General features: G+C 40.4%; 33 protein-coding genes. All 33 read left to right on the forward strand.

Features of this window, described 5'->3' with window-relative positions; translation table 11 throughout:
- Window positions 1-49: 49 nt before the first annotated feature.
- Window positions 50-1,369: a Na+/H+ antiporter family protein gene (locus ACQKN3_RS17885; protein WP_427713725.1), complete on the forward strand. Its 1,320-nt coding sequence runs from the start codon at window positions 50-52 to the stop codon at window positions 1,367-1,369.
- A 361-nt stretch (window positions 1,370-1,730) separates the two neighbouring features.
- The gene (gene rpsJ, locus ACQKN3_RS17890; RefSeq protein ID WP_008406970.1) at window positions 1,731-2,039 is read left to right on the forward strand and encodes a 30S ribosomal protein S10; all 309 of its coding nucleotides are present in this window, start codon (window positions 1,731-1,733) and stop codon (window positions 2,037-2,039) included.
- Between the two features lie 51 nt (window positions 2,040-2,090).
- The gene (gene rplC / locus ACQKN3_RS17895; protein WP_251690869.1) at window positions 2,091-2,720 is read left to right on the forward strand and encodes a 50S ribosomal protein L3; all 630 of its coding nucleotides are present in this window, start codon (window positions 2,091-2,093) and stop codon (window positions 2,718-2,720) included.
- Between the two features lie 27 nt (window positions 2,721-2,747).
- The gene (rplD, locus tag ACQKN3_RS17900) at window positions 2,748-3,371 is read left to right on the forward strand and encodes a 50S ribosomal protein L4 (protein WP_251690867.1); all 624 of its coding nucleotides are present in this window, start codon (window positions 2,748-2,750) and stop codon (window positions 3,369-3,371) included.
- The gene (rplW, locus tag ACQKN3_RS17905; RefSeq protein ID WP_008406966.1) at window positions 3,371-3,655 is read left to right on the forward strand and encodes a 50S ribosomal protein L23; all 285 of its coding nucleotides are present in this window, start codon (window positions 3,371-3,373) and stop codon (window positions 3,653-3,655) included. Before rplD ends, rplW begins: the two co-directional genes overlap by 1 nt.
- 43 nt (window positions 3,656-3,698) lie before the next feature.
- A complete protein-coding gene (gene rplB, locus ACQKN3_RS17910) occupies window positions 3,699-4,529 on the forward strand; it encodes a 50S ribosomal protein L2 (RefSeq protein ID WP_251690865.1) in 831 nt (276 codons plus the stop codon).
- Window positions 4,530-4,589: 60 nt separating this feature from the next.
- Window positions 4,590-4,868, forward strand: a complete 279-nt coding sequence (rpsS, locus tag ACQKN3_RS17915) for a 30S ribosomal protein S19 (RefSeq protein WP_004233637.1) — start codon at window positions 4,590-4,592, stop codon at window positions 4,866-4,868.
- 22 nt (window positions 4,869-4,890) lie between these two features.
- Complete coding sequence (rplV, locus tag ACQKN3_RS17920; protein ID WP_008406963.1) at window positions 4,891-5,235, forward strand: 50S ribosomal protein L22; 345 nt, start codon at window positions 4,891-4,893, stop codon at window positions 5,233-5,235.
- 3 nt (window positions 5,236-5,238) lie between these two features.
- Complete coding sequence (gene rpsC, locus ACQKN3_RS17925; RefSeq protein ID WP_251690863.1) at window positions 5,239-5,895, forward strand: 30S ribosomal protein S3; 657 nt, start codon at window positions 5,239-5,241, stop codon at window positions 5,893-5,895.
- Between the two features lies 1 nt (window position 5,896).
- Complete coding sequence (gene rplP, locus ACQKN3_RS17930; RefSeq protein ID WP_008406960.1) at window positions 5,897-6,331, forward strand: 50S ribosomal protein L16; 435 nt, start codon at window positions 5,897-5,899, stop codon at window positions 6,329-6,331.
- Window positions 6,321-6,521 (forward strand): 50S ribosomal protein L29, encoded by a 201-nt coding sequence (gene rpmC / locus ACQKN3_RS17935; RefSeq protein WP_008406958.1) that lies wholly within the window; start codon window positions 6,321-6,323, stop codon window positions 6,519-6,521. Before rplP ends, rpmC begins: the two co-directional genes overlap by 11 nt.
- An 18-nt stretch (window positions 6,522-6,539) precedes the next feature.
- On the forward strand, window positions 6,540-6,803 hold the full coding sequence (rpsQ, locus tag ACQKN3_RS17940) for a 30S ribosomal protein S17 (RefSeq protein WP_008406957.1): 264 nt from the start codon (window positions 6,540-6,542) through the stop codon (window positions 6,801-6,803).
- Between the two features lie 46 nt (window positions 6,804-6,849).
- Window positions 6,850-7,218, forward strand: a complete 369-nt coding sequence (gene rplN / locus ACQKN3_RS17945; RefSeq protein WP_008406955.1) for a 50S ribosomal protein L14 — start codon at window positions 6,850-6,852, stop codon at window positions 7,216-7,218.
- A 37-nt stretch (window positions 7,219-7,255) separates the two neighbouring features.
- On the forward strand, window positions 7,256-7,564 hold the full coding sequence (gene rplX / locus ACQKN3_RS17950; protein ID WP_191701161.1) for a 50S ribosomal protein L24: 309 nt from the start codon (window positions 7,256-7,258) through the stop codon (window positions 7,562-7,564).
- A 28-nt stretch (window positions 7,565-7,592) separates the two neighbouring features.
- Window positions 7,593-8,132: a 50S ribosomal protein L5 gene (rplE, locus tag ACQKN3_RS17955; RefSeq protein ID WP_079523482.1), complete on the forward strand. Its 540-nt coding sequence runs from the start codon at window positions 7,593-7,595 to the stop codon at window positions 8,130-8,132.
- Between the two features lie 21 nt (window positions 8,133-8,153).
- Window positions 8,154-8,339: a 30S ribosomal protein S14 gene (rpsN, locus tag ACQKN3_RS17960; protein WP_008406949.1), complete on the forward strand. Its 186-nt coding sequence runs from the start codon at window positions 8,154-8,156 to the stop codon at window positions 8,337-8,339.
- Window positions 8,340-8,369: 30 nt separating this feature from the next.
- The gene (rpsH, locus tag ACQKN3_RS17965; RefSeq protein ID WP_008406947.1) at window positions 8,370-8,768 is read left to right on the forward strand and encodes a 30S ribosomal protein S8; all 399 of its coding nucleotides are present in this window, start codon (window positions 8,370-8,372) and stop codon (window positions 8,766-8,768) included.
- 31 nt (window positions 8,769-8,799) lie between these two features.
- Window positions 8,800-9,339, forward strand: coding sequence for a 50S ribosomal protein L6 (rplF, locus tag ACQKN3_RS17970; RefSeq protein WP_251690862.1), 540 nt, complete (start codon window positions 8,800-8,802; stop codon window positions 9,337-9,339).
- A 42-nt stretch (window positions 9,340-9,381) separates the two neighbouring features.
- The gene (gene rplR / locus ACQKN3_RS17975) at window positions 9,382-9,741 is read left to right on the forward strand and encodes a 50S ribosomal protein L18 (protein WP_008406944.1); all 360 of its coding nucleotides are present in this window, start codon (window positions 9,382-9,384) and stop codon (window positions 9,739-9,741) included.
- A gap of 21 nt (window positions 9,742-9,762) precedes the next feature.
- Entirely contained in the window at window positions 9,763-10,263 is a 501-nt protein-coding gene (rpsE, locus tag ACQKN3_RS17980; protein ID WP_251690860.1) for a 30S ribosomal protein S5, read from the forward strand.
- Between the two features lie 14 nt (window positions 10,264-10,277).
- Window positions 10,278-10,457: a 50S ribosomal protein L30 gene (gene rpmD / locus ACQKN3_RS17985; RefSeq protein WP_008406936.1), complete on the forward strand. Its 180-nt coding sequence runs from the start codon at window positions 10,278-10,280 to the stop codon at window positions 10,455-10,457.
- A gap of 33 nt (window positions 10,458-10,490) precedes the next feature.
- Entirely contained in the window at window positions 10,491-10,931 is a 441-nt protein-coding gene (gene rplO, locus ACQKN3_RS17990; protein WP_008406935.1) for a 50S ribosomal protein L15, read from the forward strand.
- Window positions 10,931-12,226, forward strand: a complete 1,296-nt coding sequence (gene secY / locus ACQKN3_RS17995; RefSeq protein WP_251690858.1) for a preprotein translocase subunit SecY — start codon at window positions 10,931-10,933, stop codon at window positions 12,224-12,226. Before rplO ends, secY begins: the two co-directional genes overlap by 1 nt.
- Window positions 12,227-12,288: 62 nt before the next feature.
- Window positions 12,289-12,942 carry an adenylate kinase gene (locus ACQKN3_RS18000; RefSeq protein WP_251690856.1) on the forward strand — a complete coding sequence of 218 codons (654 nt, stop codon included), beginning with the start codon at window positions 12,289-12,291 and terminating at the stop codon, window positions 12,940-12,942.
- A 413-nt stretch (window positions 12,943-13,355) separates the two neighbouring features.
- The gene (gene infA, locus ACQKN3_RS18005) at window positions 13,356-13,574 is read left to right on the forward strand and encodes a translation initiation factor IF-1 (RefSeq protein ID WP_008406932.1); all 219 of its coding nucleotides are present in this window, start codon (window positions 13,356-13,358) and stop codon (window positions 13,572-13,574) included.
- 37 nt (window positions 13,575-13,611) lie between these two features.
- Entirely contained in the window at window positions 13,612-13,725 is a 114-nt protein-coding gene (rpmJ, locus tag ACQKN3_RS18010) for a 50S ribosomal protein L36 (RefSeq protein WP_000868344.1), read from the forward strand.
- Window positions 13,726-13,749: 24 nt separating this feature from the next.
- Complete coding sequence (gene rpsM, locus ACQKN3_RS18015) at window positions 13,750-14,115, forward strand: 30S ribosomal protein S13 (protein ID WP_008406720.1); 366 nt, start codon at window positions 13,750-13,752, stop codon at window positions 14,113-14,115.
- Between the two features lie 26 nt (window positions 14,116-14,141).
- On the forward strand, window positions 14,142-14,531 hold the full coding sequence (gene rpsK, locus ACQKN3_RS18020; protein WP_008406718.1) for a 30S ribosomal protein S11: 390 nt from the start codon (window positions 14,142-14,144) through the stop codon (window positions 14,529-14,531).
- Between the two features lie 145 nt (window positions 14,532-14,676).
- Window positions 14,677-15,621, forward strand: a complete 945-nt coding sequence (locus ACQKN3_RS18025) for a DNA-directed RNA polymerase subunit alpha (protein ID WP_008406717.1) — start codon at window positions 14,677-14,679, stop codon at window positions 15,619-15,621.
- Between the two features lie 56 nt (window positions 15,622-15,677).
- Entirely contained in the window at window positions 15,678-16,055 is a 378-nt protein-coding gene (gene rplQ / locus ACQKN3_RS18030; RefSeq protein WP_108714263.1) for a 50S ribosomal protein L17, read from the forward strand.
- A gap of 441 nt (window positions 16,056-16,496) precedes the next feature.
- Window positions 16,497-17,342: an energy-coupling factor ABC transporter ATP-binding protein gene (locus ACQKN3_RS18035; RefSeq protein ID WP_427713745.1), complete on the forward strand. Its 846-nt coding sequence runs from the start codon at window positions 16,497-16,499 to the stop codon at window positions 17,340-17,342.
- Window positions 17,318-18,190 carry an energy-coupling factor ABC transporter ATP-binding protein gene (locus ACQKN3_RS18040; RefSeq protein WP_427713748.1) on the forward strand — a complete coding sequence of 291 codons (873 nt, stop codon included), beginning with the start codon at window positions 17,318-17,320 and terminating at the stop codon, window positions 18,188-18,190. Before ACQKN3_RS18035 ends, ACQKN3_RS18040 begins: the two co-directional genes overlap by 25 nt.
- Window positions 18,187-18,984, forward strand: coding sequence for an energy-coupling factor transporter transmembrane component T family protein (locus tag ACQKN3_RS18045; protein ID WP_251690850.1), 798 nt, complete (start codon window positions 18,187-18,189; stop codon window positions 18,982-18,984). Before ACQKN3_RS18040 ends, ACQKN3_RS18045 begins: the two co-directional genes overlap by 4 nt.
- Window positions 18,985-18,991: the final 7 nt, after the last annotated feature.

Below are 18,991 nucleotides of genomic sequence, written 5' to 3' on the forward strand. Positions count from 1 at the left end.
GTAACTTTAACACATTAGTAATTTAGCAGACGAAAGTGAAGTGTACAACATGAATGCTGTTTTAATAGCGGTAGGGGTCATGCTTATTTTAAGCCTACTGCGTATAAATGTCGTTTTATCCCTGACTATTGGGGCAATTATTGGCGGCCTTGCCGGCGGATTAGATATAACAGAGACGATTAAGGCCTTTGTAGACGGTCTTGGCGGGGGTGCAACCATTGCGCTAAGCTATGCATTGCTAGGTGGATTTGCACTTGCAATATCTCGTACTGGTATCCCTGAAATATTAGTAAAAGCAATTTTAAAAATTGTACAGCGTGAAGGTGACACTCAAAAGAAAGGTGCTGCCAAAGCATTAATCTTCTTAGTATTGCTGGCAATGGCAATCATGTCGCAAAACTTGATACCGGTGCATATCGCATTTATTCCTTTAATCGTACCGCCAATGATCAAAATTATGAACATGCTGCAAATCGACCGCCGTTTAATCGCATGTATTTTAACATTCGGTTTAGTTATGCCTTATATGTTCATACCTGCAGGGTTCGGTTTAATCTATCAGGGTATTATTGTCGATCAAATGGCCATAGCAGGGCTTGACGTTGCTTTGAGCGATGTTCCTAAGGCAATGGCTATTGTAGCGTTAGGGATGGTTGTGGGGCTTGCAGGAGCCTTTGTTACTTACCGTAAACCAAGACAGTATGAAAATATCGAACTGGAAACATCGGATAATTTAAATAAAGAAGTAAATACATTACACATAATTTTTGCTGCAGTAGCATTAATCATTTCTATAGTAGTACAAGTAATGACGGATTCAATGATTGTCGGGTCGATTGCCGGTATTATCATTTTATATATTACAGGTGCACTAAAAGTAAAAGAAGCAGATGAAGTTCTATCGGATGGAATGCGTATGATGGCGTTTGTCGGGTTTGTTATGATTTCAGCGAACGGGTTTTCAGCTGTTATAAATGCTACAGGCGATGTTGAAACACTAGTATCAGGTGCAATGGACATTTTTAACGGGAATGTAAGCATAGCCGTTTTAGTTATGTTAATTGTCGGTTTAATTGTCACAATGGGAATTGGTTCTTCATTTGCAACGATTCCAATCATTGCTGCAATCTTTGTTCCAATCGCAATTGAACTGGGACTAAGTGAATTAGCGATCATCTGTTTAATTGGAACAGCGGGTGTACTCGGTGATGCTGGCTCTCCGGCATCCGATTCTACTCTAGGTCCGACAGCGGGGCTAAATGTCGATGGACAGCACAACCATATTTGGGACACATGTGTACCGACGTTTATCTTCTATAATATTCCGCAAGTTATTTTCGGCTGGATCGCAGTCGTTTTCTTCCTATAGTAATAGTCGTCGCTTTCAGCAAATAGAAAGCGACGATTTTTTCATTTTCTGAACCGTTAGTTTTCAGAATAATATATTTAAAACATATTACTCCCTTTTCAGTTGCTTTCAACGTCAGAAACTTATATACTAGAAAACGGCTCAAAAAGAGCGAACCTATTTATAAAGAATAAAACATTATGAAAAGAATTTTGCTAAAAGACTTGCGAACTTCTTTTTTATTGTATATAATGTTGAATGTTGGTCTTTGACTGCGATGAAGCGAGAGGTTGCCGACACACCCGGCCGCTTTGCCATGGCGGTGTGTAGGAGAAATTTTCGTGGAGAATGTCTAGAAAATAGGCGAGAAGGAGGGAAAGTAATGGCAAAACAAAAAATTCGTATTCGTTTAAAAGCATATGATCACCGTATCCTTGATCAATCTGCTGAGAAAATCGTTGAAACTGCGAAACGTTCAGGTGCTGGAGTATCGGGTCCGATCCCACTACCAACTGAAAGATCTGTATACACGATCTTACGTGCGGTTCATAAGTACAAAGATTCTCGTGAGCAATTTGAAATGCGCACACATAAACGTCTTATCGACATCGTTAACCCGACACCACAAACTGTTGATGCGTTAATGAAGCTTGATTTACCATCTGGCGTTGATATCGAAATCAAACTTTAATGGTAAAAACAAATATAAAACTTTTTCTAAAATTTACAGGAGGTGTGACAAATGACTAAAGGAATCTTAGGTAGAAAAATTGGTATGACTCAAGTTTTCGCTGAAAACGGAGATCTTATCCCAGTAACAGTAATCGAAGCTACTCCAAACGTAGTTTTACAAAAGAAATCTGTTGAAACTGATGGCTACGAAGCGATCCAATTAGGTTTTGAAGACAAGCGCGTTAAGCTTTCTAACAAACCTGCACAAGGTCACGTAGCAAAAGCAAATACTGCTCCTAAGCGCTTCATCCGTGAGTTCCGCAACTTAGAAGCTGCGACTTACGAAGTTGGTCAAGAAGTCAAGGTTGAAATTTTCGCTGAAGGCGATGTAATCGATGTAACAGGTGTAACAAAAGGTAAAGGTTTCCAAGGTGTTATTAAACGTCATGGTCAATCTCGCGGCCCTATGTCTCACGGTTCTCGTTACCACCGTCGTCCTGGTTCAATGGGTCCAGTTGCCCCGAACCGCGTATTCAAGCAAAAGAAATTACCTGGTCAAATGGGTGGCACAGTTGTTACTATTCAAAACCTTGAAATCGTTAAGGTTGATGTAGAGCGCAACTTACTACTTGTTAAAGGTAATGTTCCTGGTTCTAAAAAAGCATTAGTAACAGTTAAAACTGCTATTAAATCAAAATAATTCTCTTAAAGAAAGGAGGAAACAGGAATGACAAAGGTTTCAGTACTTAGTCAAACAGGTGCTTCAGTTGGTGAAATCGAATTAAACGATGCGATTTTCGGAATCGAGCCAAACGAAGCTGTATTATTCGACGCTGTAGTTGCACAACGTGCTTCTTTACGTCAAGGTAATCACAAAGTTAAAAACCGTTCTGCAGTTGCTGGTGGTGGTCGTAAACCATGGCGTCAAAAAGGAACTGGTCGTGCTCGTCAAGGTTCGATCCGCTCTCCACAATGGCGTGGTGGTGGTGTTGTATTCGGTCCTACTCCACGTAGCTACGCTTACAAACTACCTAAGAAAGTTCGTCGCTTAGCGATTAAGTCTGCTTTATCTACAAAAGTATTAGAGCAAAACTTAGTAGTACTTGATGCATTATCATTTGATGCACCAAAAACAAAAGATTTCAAATCAGTATTAGCTGCTTTAGAAATCAGCAAAAAAGCATTATTCGTAACTGCTGAAGTTAACGAAAACGCTATTTTATCTGCTCGTAACATCCCTGGTGTTACAGTGTTAACAGCTGAAGGAATCAACGTATTAGACCTATTAGGTCACGATAAAGTTGTATTCACTCAAGATGCTGTAAAAAAAGTTGAGGAGGTGCTTGGATAATGGAAGCACGTGATATCTTAAAACGTCCGGTCATTACTGAGCGTTCTTCAGAAATTATGGCAGAGAAAAAGTATACTTTCGAAGTAGACACTCGCGCTAACAAAACTCAAGTTAAAGACGCTGTTGAAGAAATCTTCGGTGTTAAAGTTGAGAAAGTAAACGTAATGAACTACAAAGGTAAGTTCAAACGCGTTGGTAAATTTGGCGGCTACACTAACAAACGTCGTAAAGCGATTGTTAAACTAACTGCTGATTCAAAAGAAATCGAGTTATTCGAAATCTAATTTCAAATTTATATAAGTAACCTTAAAGAAGGAGGGAAAACAAATGGCGATTAAAAAGTATAAGCCAACCACAAATGGTCGTCGTAATATGACGTCATCTGACTTTGCGGAAATTACAACTAATAAACCAGAAAAATCTTTATTATTACCAATTAAACGCAAAGCTGGTCGTAACAACCAGGGTAAAATTACTGTTCGTCATCACGGTGGCGGTCACAAGAAACAATACCGTGTTATCGATTTTAAACGTCTTAAAGACGGCATTCCAGGACGAGTTGCTACGATCGAATACGATCCAAACCGTTCTGCGAACATCGCTTTAATTAACTATGCTGACGGTGAAAAACGTTACATCTTAGCTGCGAAAGGTCTTGAAGTAGGTCAAACTATTTATTCAGGTCCAGAAGCGGATATCAAAGTAGGTAACGCATTACCATTAGCAAACATTCCAATGGGTACAACAATCCATAACATCGAAATGAAACCTGGTAAAGGTGGACAATTAGTACGTTCAGCTGGTACTTCTGCGCAAGTATTAGGCCGTGAAGGTAAGTATGTAATCGTTCGTTTACAATCTGGTGAAGTTCGTTTAATTCTTGCTACTTGCCGTGCAACAATCGGTCAAGTTGGTAACCAAGAACATGAACTTATCAACATCGGTAAAGCAGGTCGTTCTCGCTGGTTAGGTAAACGCCCAACTGTACGTGGTTCTGTAATGAACCCTAACGATCACCCACACGGTGGTGGTGAAGGACGTTCTCCAATTGGACGTAAATCTCCAATGACACCATGGGGTAAACCAACTCTTGGTTACAAAACTCGTAACAAGAAAAATAAATCATCTAAATTTATTATTCGTGGACGTAAAAAATAATGTGGTAAAACTACGGTTCAGTTCGAGAGCCGTGGTCGTATCACGGAGGGAGGTTCCTAAATGGGTCGCAGCTTAAAGAAAGGACCTTTTGTTGATGACCACCTAATGAAAAAGGTGGAAGCACAAGAGGCTTCTGAGAAAAAACAGGTTATTAAAACTTGGTCTCGCCGTTCTACTATCTTCCCTAACTTCATCGGTTTAACAATCGCTGTATATGATGGACGTAAACACGTTCCTGTATACGTAACTGAAGATATGGTAGGTCATAAACTTGGTGAGTTCGCACCAACTCGTACTTATAAAGGTCACGGTGCAGATGACAAGAAAACAAGACGCTAATTTTGAGAGGAGGTAAATCCTAATGACACAAGCTAAAGCTATCGCTCGTACAGTTCGTATCGCTCCTCGTAAAGTACGTCTAGTAGTAGACTTAATCCGAGGCAAGCAAATTGGTGAAGCAGTTGCAATTTTACGTCATACTCCAAAAGCGGCGTCTCCAGTCGTTGAGAAAGTATTAAAATCTGCAGTTGCTAACGCTGAACATAACTATGAGTTAGATGTTAATAACTTAGTTGTATCTGAAATCTTTGTTGATGAAGGTCCAACATTAAAACGTTTCCGTCCACGTGCACAAGGTCGTGCGTCGGCAATCAACAAACGTACTAGCCACATTACAATCGTGGTATCTGAGAAGAAGGAGGTTTAATCCGTGGGTCAAAAAGTACATCCAATAGGACTACGTGTTGGTATTATTCGTGACTGGGAGTCAAAGTGGTTCGCTGAGAAAGACTACGCTAACTTATTACACGAAGACATCAAAGTACGTAAATATATCGAAACTAAACTTAAAGATGCATCTGTATCTAAAGTAGAAATCGAACGCGCTGCAAATCGCGTAAACATCACTATTCACACTGCGAAACCAGGTATGGTTATCGGTAAAGGTGGTACGGAAGTAGAAAACTTACGTAAACACTTAACTGAATTAACTGGTAAACGTGTGCATATCAACATTATTGAAATCAAACGTGCAGATCTTGACGCTAAATTAGTAGCTGAAAACATCGCTCGTCAACTTGAGAACCGCGTATCATTCCGTCGTGCTCAAAAACAATCAATCCAACGCACAATGCGCGCTGGTGCAAAAGGTATTAAAACACAAGTATCTGGTCGTTTAGGTGGCGCTGATATCGCGCGTGCTGAACACTATAGCGAAGGAACTGTTCCGCTTCATACATTACGTGCTGACATTGATTATGCACATGCTGAAGCTGATACTACTTACGGTAAACTAGGCGTTAAAGTTTGGATCTACCGTGGTGAAGTCCTTCCTACTAAAAAGAACTCTGTGGAAGGAGGCAAATAAAATGTTATTACCTAAACGCGTAAAATATCGTCGTGAACACCGTGGTAACATGCGTGGAGAAGCGAAAGGCGGTAAAGAAGTATCTTTCGGTGAGTTTGGCTTACAAGCTACAACAGCATCTTGGATTACAAACCGTCAAATCGAATCTGCTCGTATCGCAATGACTCGTTACATGAAACGTGGCGGTAAAGTTTGGATCAAAATCTTCCCACATAAACCTTACACGAAAAAGCCTCTAGAAGTCCGAATGGGTTCTGGTAAAGGTTCTCCTGAAGGTTGGGTAGCAGTAGTAAAACCAGGAAAAGTAATGTTCGAAATTGCTGGTGTATCTGAAGAGGTAGCACGTGAAGCACTTCGTTTAGCATCACACAAACTTCCTGTTAAATGTAAGATTGTAAAACGTCAAGAAACTGGTGGTGAATCTAATGAAAGCTAATGAAATCCGTGACCTTGCCACTAATGAAATCGAATTAAAAGTGAAATCACTGAAAGAAGAGCTTTTCAACCTTCGCTTCCAATTGGCGACTGGTCAATTAGAAAACACAGCTCGCATCCGTGAAGTTCGCAAAGCGATCGCACGTATGAAAACTGTGATTCGTGAAAGAGAAATCAGTGCAAATAACTGATAAAGGAGGGTTTTAAGTATGACTGAGCGTAACCAACGCAAAGTTTACACGGGCCGTGTTGTTTCTGACAAAATGGATAAAACAATTTCTGTTTTAGTTGAAACTCATAAAAAGCACAAGCTTTATGGCAAGCGTGTAAAATACTCGAAAAAGTTTAAAGCTCATGATGAGCTAAACACTGCGAATATCGGTGATATCGTACGTATCATGGAAACTCGCCCGCTATCAGCTACTAAACGCTTCCGTTTAGTTGAAGTTGTAGAAAAAGCGGTTATTATTTAATAACACATTTCGGAATAAAATATATTTCCGAAGGGAGGTAACCTAAGTGATTCAACAAGAAAGTCGTATGAAAGTTGCTGACAACTCAGGTGCACGTGAAGTTTTAACGATTAAAGTACTTGGTGGTTCTGGACGTAAAACTGCAAACATCGGTGATATCGTTGTTTGTACAGTTAAGAAAGCAACACCAGGTGGCGTTGTCAAGAAAGGTGACGTTGTTAAGGCTGTTATCGTTCGCACAAAATCAGGTGCTCGTCGTAAAGACGGTACTTACATTAAGTTTGATGAGAATGCTTGCGTAATTATCAAAGATGATAAATCACCACGCGGAACTCGTATTTTCGGACCAGTTGCACGTGAATTACGTGATGGCAACTTCATGAAAATCGTTTCTCTAGCTCCAGAAGTTCTTTAATTTCATGACAGTACCAATCAAGGAGGTGCGACACATAATGCATGTTAAAAAGGGCGATAAAGTAAAGGTAATTACTGGTAAAGACAAAGGTAAAGAAGGCGTAATCTTAGCTGCTTTCCCTAAACAAGACCGTGTTCTTGTTGAAGGTGTAAACATCGTTAAGAAACACGTTAAACCTAACCAACTTAACCCACAAGGTGGAATTGTATCTCAAGAAGCTGCAATCCACGTTTCGAACGTAATGCTAATCGATCCTAAATCTGGCGAGCCGACTCGTGTAGGTATTGAGATCAAAGATGGCAAAAAAGTTCGTGTTGCAAAAAAATCAGGTGTAGTAATCGACTAATAAGTAAATTGAGAAGGGAGGTACACACATGAGCCGCCTAAAAGAAAAGTATTTAAACGAAGTTTCACCTGCTCTTATGAGCAAGTTCGAATATAAATCAGTAATGCAAGTTCCAAAAGTGGAGAAAATCGTAATCAACATGGGTGTTGGTGACGCTGTTCAAAACTCAAAAGCTCTTGATGTAGCTGTTGAAGAATTAACAACAATTACTGGTCAAAAACCAGTAGTAACTAAAGCGAAAAAATCTATCGCAGGTTTCCGTTTACGTGAAGGTCAAGCGATCGGTGCTAAAGTTACACTACGCGGTGAGCGTATGTATGAATTCCTGGATAAATTAATCTCTATCGCACTTCCACGTGTACGTGACTTCCGTGGTGTTTCTAAAAAAGCATTCGACGGTCGCGGTAACTATACATTAGGTGTTAAAGAACAATTAATTTTCCCAGAAATCGATTACGATAAAGTTTCAAAAGTACGCGGTATGGACATCGTGATCGTAACTACTGCGAATTCTGACGAAGAAGCTCGCGAGTTATTAACACAGTTCGGTATGCCGTTCCAAAAGTAATAAAATAAGGAGGGCGAAGACGTGGCAAAAAAATCAATGATCGTTAAACAACAACGCACGCAAAAATTTAAAGTTCAAGAATATACACGTTGTGAACGCTGTGGCCGTCCACACTCTGTATACCGCAAATTTAAACTTTGCCGTATTTGTTTCCGTGAACTTGCATATAAGGGACAAATTCCTGGCGTTAAAAAAGCCAGCTGGTAATCCCCTAATTTGGGAAGGAGGTAAATTTTCATGACAATGACTGATCCGATTGCAGATATGCTTACACGCATTCGTAATGCGAACATGGTTCGTCACGAGAAGTTAGAAGTTCCTGCTTCTAACGTAAAGAAAGAGATCGCTGAAATTTTAAAGCGTGAAGGTTTCGTACGTGATGTAGAATATGTAGAAGACAACAAGCAAGGTATCATCCGTATTTTCTTAAAATACGGTAAAGAGAACGAGCGTGTTATCACTGGTCTAAAACGTATTTCTAAACCAGGTTTACGTGTATATGCTAAAACAAACGAAGTACCTAAAGTATTAAACGGTCTTGGTATCGCTTTAGTATCTACTTCAAACGGTTTATTAACTGACAAAGAAGCTCGCGCTAAACAAGTTGGCGGAGAGATCTTAGCATACATTTGGTAATTAGTAAGAAAAGAACGGAGGTGCAATATAAATGTCTCGCGTAGGTAAAAAAGTTATCGAGGTACCTGCTAACGTAACAATCGAAGTCGCTGCTGACAACGTTGTTACTGTTAAAGGTCCTAAAGGCGAATTAACTCGTCAATTCAACCAAGATATGAAAATCGAGCAAGAAGGCAACACACTTTCAGTTGTTCGTCCTTCTGATTCTAAAGAACACCGTACAAACCACGGTACAACTCGTGCGTTACTAGCTAACATGGTAACAGGTGTTTCTGAAGGCTTCACTCGTACTCTAGAACTTGTCGGTGTAGGTTACCGTGCACAGTTACAAGGTACTAAGCTTGTACTAAACGTTGGTTACTCTCACCCAGTTGAGTTTACACCTGAGCAAGGATTAGAGGTCGAAGTTCCTTCGAACACGAAGATCATCGTTAAAGGTATTTCTAAAGAGCGTGTTGGTGCATTAGCATCTAACATCCGTGACGTACGTCCACCAGAGCCATACAAAGGTAAAGGGATCCGTTACGAAGGTGAATTCGTTCGCCGTAAAGAAGGTAAAACAGGTAAATAATGCGGCATAAAACCGCATTAAATTTTGAAAGGAGTGACCACTGTGATTACGAAACAAGATAAAAATCAAGTTCGTAAAAAACGTCATGGGCGTGTTCGTTCTAAAATTTCGGGTACTGCACAACGTCCACGTTTAAACGTATTCCGTTCTAACAAGAACATTTATGCACAACTAATCGATGACGTAGCTGGCGTAACTTTAGTTTCTGCTAATACTCAAGAAAAAGCTTTCGAAGGTATGGGCGCAAACGTAGAAGCTGCTGCTAAAATCGGTGAAACAATCGCTAAACGCGCTGCTGAAAAAAATATTACTACAGTAGTATTTGACCGTAGCGGTTACTTATATCACGGACGTGTAAAAGCTTTAGCAGAAGCTGCACGTGAAAACGGCTTAGAATTTTAATAAGAAGGAGGGACATACTTCATGAGTCGCATTGACGCAAACAAATTAGAACTTGAAGAACGCGTAGTTACAATTAACCGTGTTGCTAAAGTTGTTAAAGGTGGTCGTCGCTTCCGCTTCTCTGCTCTAGTAGTAGTAGGAGATAAAAATGGTCATGTAGGATTTGGTACTGGTAAAGCCCAAGAGGTTCCAGATGCAATCCGTAAGGCTGTTGAAGACGCGAAGAAAAACTTAATCGAAGTACCACGCGTGGGTGGAACTACTCCACACTTAGTGCAAGGTCGCTTCGGTGCAGGTTCAATCTTAATCAAACCTGCAGCTCCTGGTACAGGAGTTATCGCTGGTGGTCCGGTACGTGCCGTACTGGAATTAGCTGGTATTACTGATATTCTTTCAAAATCTCTTGGTTCAAACACACCAATCAACATGGTGCGTGCAACTGTAGCAGGTTTAACTGAATTAAAACGCGCAGAAGAAGTTGCAAAACTACGCGGTAAATCAGTGGAAGAGTTATTAGGATAAGGGGGGGAATTATAATGGCTAAATTACAAATTACCCTTAATAAATCTGTCATCGGTACTAAACCAAACCAACGTAAAGTTGTTGAGGCTTTAGGATTACGTAAATTAAACCAAACTGTGGAACAAGCTGATAACGCTGCAATCCGCGGGATGATTACAAAAGTAGCTCACTTAGTTACTGTTAAAGAAATTTAATTTCAATTATACGAACAAGGAGGTGCCACCCAAATGAAACTTCATGAGTTAAAACCAGCAGAAGGTTCACGTAAAGTACGTAACCGCGTTGGTCGTGGTATCGGTTCTGGTAACGGTAAAACTTCTGGTAAAGGTCATAAAGGTCAAAACGCTCGTTCTGGCGGCGGCGTTCGCCCAGGATTTGAGGGGGGTCAAAACCCACTTTTCCGTCGTTTACCTAAACGTGGCTTTACGAACATTAACCGTAAAGAATACGCTATCGTTAACCTTGACGCGTTAAACCGTTTTGAAGATGGTGCAGAAGTAACACCTGCATTATTATTAGAAACTGGTATCGTGAGCAACGAAAAAGCTGGAATCAAAATTCTAGGTCATGGAACGTTAAGCGTTAAGCTTAATGTTAAGGCTCACAAATTCTCAGCTTCTGCAAAAGAAGCAATTGAGAACGCTGGCGGAACAACTGAGGTGATCTAATGTTTCAGACAATCTCTAACTTTATGCGCGTTCGAGATATACGAAATAAAATCATCTTCACACTTTTAATGTTAATCATTTTTCGTCTCGGGACATTCATCCCGGTACCAAATGTTAACGCAGATGTATTAAAGGCAACTGATGAGTTCAGCTTAGTAGGTTTCCTTAATACGTTTGGCGGTGGTGCATTGGCAAACTTCTCGATCTTTGCGATGGGGATTATGCCGTACATCACAGCCTCAATTATTGTCCAGTTACTTCAAATGGATGTTGTTCCTAAGTTTGCAGAATGGGCGAAACAAGGTGATGTAGGTCGACGCAAGTTGGCTCAATTCACTCGTTACTTTACGATTGTATTAGCATTCATTCAATCTTTCGCAATGAGCTTTGGGTTTAACCAATTTTATGGCGGATCATTGATTACGGATACTAGTATTCAATCGTACTTAACGATTTCAATCGTATTAACTGCAGGTACTGCATTCCTATTGTGGTTATCTGAACAAATTACTGCATATGGTGTTGGTAACGGTATTTCTATCATTATCTTTGCTGGTATCGTAGCTGCGATTCCTAACGCAGTAAACCAAATCTATGCACAACAAATTGATGGAGCCGGCGATCAATTGTTTATCAATATTGCCATTTTAGTTCTATTAGTTCTAGTGCTGCTTGCTGTTGTCGTTGGAGTTATTTATATTCAACAAGCGTTGCGTAAAATTCCAATCCAATATGCAAAACGAGTTGCTGGGAATTCACCTAAAGTTGGTGCACAGCAAACGCATTTACCGTTAAAAGTAAATGCTGCAGGGGTTATTCCGGTAATCTTTGCGGTAGCGTTTATTGTTACACCTCAAACTTTAGCAACATTCTTTGGAGATAATAATGTAACAGCGTTTATTACGAACACGTTTGACTATACTAAACCTGTTGGTATGTTAATCTATGTTGCTTTAATTATCGCCTTCACATATTTCTATGCATTCATTCAGGTGAATCCGGAAAATGTGGCAGACAACTTGAAAAAGCAAGGTGCTTATATCCCGGGTATCCGCCCAGGTAATGACACTCAAGCTTACTTAACAAAAGTTCTTTATCGTTTGACATTAGTTGGTGCTTTATTCTTAGTTGCTATTTCAGTAATGCCGATTTTATTCATTAACTTTATGAACCTGCCAGCTTCGGCTCAAATCGGGGGAACAAGTATGATTATCGTAGTCGGTGTTGCACTTGAAACGATGAAACAGTTAGAGTCTCAATTAGTGAAGCGTCATTATAAAGGCTTTATGAAATAATGCAGGTTTAGGAAACATTCTCGTTTCCTTACCGGCTTATGCTATAAAGGGGAGTATTACGTATGAATATCGTTTTAATGGGTCTTCCAGGTGCCGGTAAAGGTACTCAGGCTGACAAAATTGTTGAGAAGTACGCAATCCCTCATATTTCTACAGGCGATATGTTCCGTGCCGCTATTAAAGAAGGTACAGAATTAGGTTTACAGGCCAAATCATTTATGGATCAAGGTGCATTGGTACCTGATGAAGTAACGATTGGTATTGTTCGTGAACGTCTTTCACAACCAGACTGCGAAAAAGGTTTCTTATTAGATGGATTCCCGCGTACAGTTCCTCAAGCTGAAGCTTTAGATAGCATCCTTGAAGAATTAGGGCGCCCAGTTGAGCATACAATTAATGTTCAAGTTGAAAAAGAAGAATTAATCGCACGTTTAAGTGGTCGTCGTATTTGTAAGACTTGTGGTACATCATATCATTTAGTGTTCAACCCACCAAAAGTGGATGGCATTTGTGATAAAGATGGCGGCGAGTTATACACGCGTGCAGATGATAATCCTGAAACTGTTACAAACCGTCTGGAAGTAAATATGAACCAAGCGCAACCTTTACTTGATTTTTATAAAGCAAAGGGAGTACTTACAAATATTAATGGACAGCAAGAAATTTCAAAAGTATTTGCTGATCTTGATGCTCTATTGCAGGGCAGCCGCAGCTGATATCCGTCCGGGCGCTAGACAGCTTCCGCGGTAGTCATGCGGAGGCAACAACGAAACATAATTTTTTGAGAGTTGCAAAAGCATATTGTGCCCGGTATATACTATAAAGGTTGAGCACTAAATTAGTGTGATGACATCTTTGTAACGTATAATGGGTTTCGTGGAAGCATCTGTGTAACGGGTATGAATCTCTCATCAAGACATTCCGGCTATCGTGTTAACATAAGGATGCGGTTCCTTATAGGATACTGTTTCCATGGATTGTGTGAAGCGAAACCAGACGAGCGTCTTATTCTACATCTCTCATGCAATCCAAACCATATGTTGAAACGAGTTGCTTCTTAATTAGGAGAAACAGTTGCAAGAGCTCGCATGAGTTTTTTGATATAAGCATATAGAAGGGAGTCGAGAAGATGGCGAAAGACGATGTAATTGAAGTCGAAGGGACAGTTCTTGAGACTTTGCCAAACGCGATGTTTAAGGTAGAATTAGAAAATGGGCACACTGTGCTTGCACACGTATCTGGAAAGATCCGTATGCACTTTATCCGTATCCTACCTGGAGATAAGGTTACTATTGAGTTATCCCCTTATGATTTAACTCGCGGTCGTATCACATACCGTTTTAAATAATCTTTTGCACTCCGGACTATTAAGGAGGTTAGGTTAGATGAAAGTGAGACCATCTGTGAAACCGATCTGCGAAAAATGTAAAGTAATTCGCCGACGCGGTAAAGTAATGGTAATCTGTGAAAATCCTAAACACAAACAAAAACAAGGATAATTAATCAAGGAGGTGCACTAACGAATGGCACGTATTGCTGGTGTTGATATTCCTCGCGACAAACGCGTTGTAATTTCATTAACATACATTTACGGTATTGGTAAAACTACTTCTCAAAAAGTATTAGCAGGTGCAGGTATTGACGAAAATACTCGCGTTAAAGACTTAACAGAAGATCAATTAAACCAAATTCGTGAACAATTAGATTCATACAAAACTGAAGGTGACTTACGTCGTGAAGTTTCTTTAAACATCAAACGTTTAATGGAAATTGCTTCAAACCGTGGTATCCGTCACCGTCGTGGTTTACCTGTTCGTGGTCAAAATACGAAAAACAATGCGCGTACGCGTAAAGGTCCACGTAAGACTGTAGCGAACAAGAAAAAATAATTAAGTAAAGGAGGTTCCTTCTTAACATGGCTCGTAAACAACAAACTCGTAAACGTCGTGTGAAAAAGAACATCGAATCTGGTGTTGCTCACATCCGTTCTACATTCAACAATACAATCGTAACGATCACTGATATGCAAGGTAACGCATTATCTTGGTCTTCAGCTGGTGCTTTAGGTTTCCGTGGTTCACGTAAATCAACTCCATTCGCAGCTCAAATGGCTGCTGAAACAGCTGCAAAAACTTCAATGGAACATGGTTTAAAAAACATTGAAGTAACAGTTAAAGGTCCTGGTTCAGGTCGTGAAGCTGCAGTACGTGCACTTCAAGCTGCTGGATTAGAAGTAACTGCTATTAAAGACGTTACTCCAGTTCCTCATAACGGTTGCCGTCCGCCAAAACGTCGTCGTGTGTAATGGGTGCAGCTTAGAAGTATAATTACTTCTACGTACATCATGTTACTTTGTACAAAAGTCTTGTGCATTTTATAGTCTAACTCAGATTAACAACTATGATGATAAGAACCTATACATTAGATGTTTTGAAGGAGGGTAAATTGGAATGATCGAAATTGAAAAACCAAAGATTGAAACAGTGGAGATTAGCGAAGATGCCAAATACGGCAAGTTTGTTGTAGAACCGCTTGAACGCGGTTATGGTAATACTTTGGGGAATTCTCTACGTCGTATCCTTCTGTCTTCATTACCTGGAGCTGCTGTTACGTCAATTCAAATTGACGGCGTATTACACGAATTCTCAACTGTAGAAGGCGTTGTAGAAGATGTCGCTTCGATTATCTTAAACGTGAAAAAGCTGGCTTTAAAAATCTACTCTGACGAAGAAAAAGTTATTGAGATTGATGTAAAAGGTGACGGAACGGTTACTGCAGCTGACATTACACATGACAGTGATGTAGAAATTTTAAACCCAGATCTATATATCGCAACAATCGCTAAGAACGGTCATTTACGTATGCGTATGTACGCACAACGTGGCCGTGGTTATACTCCTGCTGATCAAAACAAACGTGAGGATCTTCCTATCGGCGTGATCCCGATCGACTCTATTTACACTCCAGTTTCACGCGTCAACTTCCAAGTAGAGAACACTCGTGTTGGACAAAACTCTGACTACGACAAGTTATCACTTGATGTATGGACAGATGGAAGCATCGGTCCTAAAGAGGCGATTTCACTTGGAGCGAAAATTTTAACTGAACACTTAAATATCTTCGTTGGCATGACGAACGAGGCACAAACTGCTGAAATCATGGTCGAAAAAGAAGAAGACCAAAAAGAAAAAGTATTAGAGATGACTATCGAAGAACTTGATCTTTCTGTTCGTTCTTACAACTGCTTGAAGCGTGCTGGTATCAATACGGTATTAGAATTAGCTAACAAGTCAGAAGACGATATGATGAAAGTACGTAATCTTGGTCGTAAGTCTCTTGAAGAAGTTAAGCATAAGTTAGAAGAGCTTGGTTTAGGATTACGTAAAGAAGACTAAGCGAAAAATTATAAAATTTAGCTAGATCAGATATATTTAAAAGGAGGGAAACGTCCATGGGTTACAGAAAACTTGGTCGTACAAGTTCTCAACGTAAAGCATTATTACGCGACTTAGCTACTGATTTAATCATCAACGAGCGCATCGAAACTACTGAAGCGCGCGCTAAAGAAACTCGTAAAGCTGTTGAGAAAATGATTACTTTAGGTAAACGCGGAGATTTACACGCTCGTCGTCAGGCAGCAGCATTCATCCGTCGTGAGCTAGTAACAGTTGGAGAAGGCGAAGAAGAAAAAACTGTTTTCGCACTTCAAAAATTATTTGACGATATCGCACCTCGTTATGCGGAGCGTCAAGGTGGTTACACTCGTATTCTTAAAGTAGGTCCTCGTCGTGGAGACGGCGCACCAGTAGTAATTATCGAATTAGTTTAATTCTTAATAACATACAGGTGGAAAAGGGGTGTCCGGTTCACCGGTTGAACCCGCACCCCTTTTTTATATAAACAAATTGATTTATACGACATAATTAAGCTGAGCGTTATGATGAGCGGGGTAGTAAATACTGGCGTCTCGTTTAGCTCTCCGCACCTCATTCAACGAATTTTCGGGCTTGAGCACCCGTAAATTTTGTAAATGTAACGACAAGCGCATTTCTCTGAATGAGGTGCGCGCTTTTTTATTTATGGAATTAAGGGTTGAGCCCCTAAATTCCCTATACATATGCAAACATAAAGTACGTTTAAATAGGTAGCCGTTCGCGCAAAACTTGTTTGAAAACGTGCTTTATTTTTATATAGGTATCATTTCCTGGGAAATTTAAGTTAACTAATAATATGCCATACTATAGCGAAGCAGAGGGGAGATTAGCTGCGTATGAGTGAAATTTTATCATTTAATCAAGTAACCTACTCCTATACACCGGAAGAGCCTCAAACACGCAATGCGGTAGAGGATGTTTCCTTTGTCATTAATAAAGGAGAATGGATTACGATTGTCGGTCATAACGGCTCCGGAAAATCGACAATGGCTAAATTGATGAGTGGATTACTAATGCCACAGCAAGGGGAAGTCCGTATTAAACGTGAGATCCTCACTGAAGAGAATATATGGGATATTCGTTCGCAGATAGGTATTGTCTTTCAAAATCCTGATAATCAGTTTGTAGGGGCTACTGTGCAGGATGATGTTGCCTTCTCGCTTGAAAACAATGGTGTGCCGCATGAAAAGATGGTTAAACGTGTCCATAATGCACTCAGACAAGTGAAGATGGAAGACTTTATCAACCATGAGCCTCATCATTTATCAGGCGGACAGAAACAGCGTGTTGCTATTGCTGGGGCATTGGCAATGCATCCGCAAATATTAATATTGGATGAAGCAACATCTATGCTGGATCCTCAAGGCCGTGAAGAAGTGTTAACAATCGTGGAAGCACTACGTAAAGAAATTGGTCTTACAGTACTGGCGATAACACATGACCTTGAAGAAGCTTTACTGGCAGACCGTATTATTTTTATGAATACCGGTAAAAAATACGCAGAAGGAACGCCTGAAGAGATCTTTGCATTGGGTGATGATCTCGTACAGTTTGGTTTGGATATGCCATTTGCGATGAAAATGACGAAGCTGCTGCAAGCACAAGGTGTACATCTTGTAGGACAACATATGACAGAAGAAGAGCTGGTGAATGACTTATGGACATCCAACTTCAACAAGTAAGCTATGCCTATGCAAAAGGCACTCCATTTGAAAAACAAGCTTTACATGAGGTTGACTTAACAATTAAAAGTGGAACTTTTCAGGCGATTATCGGACATACCGGTTCAGGAAAATCCACAATCCTCCTTCACTTCAACGGTTTATTAAAACCTTCGAGCGGCACCGTAAAAATCGGAGACCGAATGATTGAAGCCGGAAAAAAGGCAAAGGACTTAAAAGCAGTACGTCAAAAGGTAGGCATCGTATTTCAGTTTCCTGAGCACCAGCTTTTTGAGGAGACCGTATTAAAGGATATTATGTTTGGTCCGATGAATTTTGGGGTGTCTGAAGAAGAAGCGGAAAAACGGGCGCGTGAGCTAATCCCATTAGTAGGGTTGCCGGAAGGAATATTGGACAAGTCCCCATTTGACCTATCTGGTGGTCAAATGCGCCGTGTTGCCATTGCTGGGGTATTGGCAATGGATCCTGAAGTGATCGTTTTAGATGAGCCAACAGCGGGTCTTGATCCACGTGGCCAAAAGGAAATTATGGACTTATTTTATAAGCTACATAAAGAGCGCGGTTTAACTACGATCCTTGTTACACATAGTATGGAAGATGCAGCACGCTATGCAGATGCGGTTGCTATTATGCATGAGGGACGCTGTGTGTTAACTGGAGATCCGCGTACTATTTTCAGCGATCAACAAATGCTTGCCCAATTCCGTCTGGAGCCGCCACGTATTGTTCGCTTTCAGCATCAGATCGAGAAGATGATGGGGAAACCGTTAGCGAAAGTATGCTTAACTGAAGAAGAGCTTGCCGTAGAAATTGGACAGGCAATTCCAAAGGGGCGTGAACAGCAATGATGGAAAAAATGATTTTTGGGCGCTATATACCAGGTAATTCATTTGTGCATAAGCTTGATCCGCGTTCAAAGCTGCTTTTTGTTTTTGCATTTATTATCGTTGTCTTTTTTGCCAATAATGTAGTGACCTATGCGCTGCTTTTGGCGTTTACATTACTCGTTATTTTACTATCGAGAATCCGCCTTTATTTCTTGATCAACGGTTTAAAACCCGTCATATTTTTAATGCTTTTCACTTTGATTTTGCATTTGTTTATGACGAGGGAAGGACCTGTATTAGTTGATCTTGGCTTTATGAAAATATACGAAGAAGGTTTACGACAAGGGATGTTCATATCAATGCGCTTTTTAATGCTTGTATTTATGACATCGATCTTAACGTTAACTACTTCCCCTATATCAATTACGGACGGTCTGGAAGTACTACTCAATCCGTTTAAAAAGTTAAAGCTGCCTGTTCATGAGCTTGCATTAATGATGTCGATTTCTTTACGTTTCATTCCAACATTAATGGATGAGACGGATAAGATTATGAAAGCGCAGATGGCCCGTGGTTCGGATTTAAGTGCAGGACCAATAAAAGATCGTCTAAAGGCGGTCGTACCATTGTTAGTACCGCTCTTTGTCAGTGCATTTAAACGTGCGGAAGATTTGGCTACTGCGATGGAAGTGCGAGGCTACCGCGGGGGTGAAGGACGCACGAAATACCGTCAGTTAAAATGGATGGGAAGAGATACGGCTATTTTGGTCGTACTTGTATTATTGGGCTTCCTGTTATGGATGCTGCGCAGTTAGAGGAGTA

This window comes from Solibacillus sp. NPDC093137, assembly GCF_050280445.1.
Classification (GTDB): Bacteria; Bacillota; Bacilli; order Bacillales_A; family Planococcaceae; genus Solibacillus; species Solibacillus isronensis_B.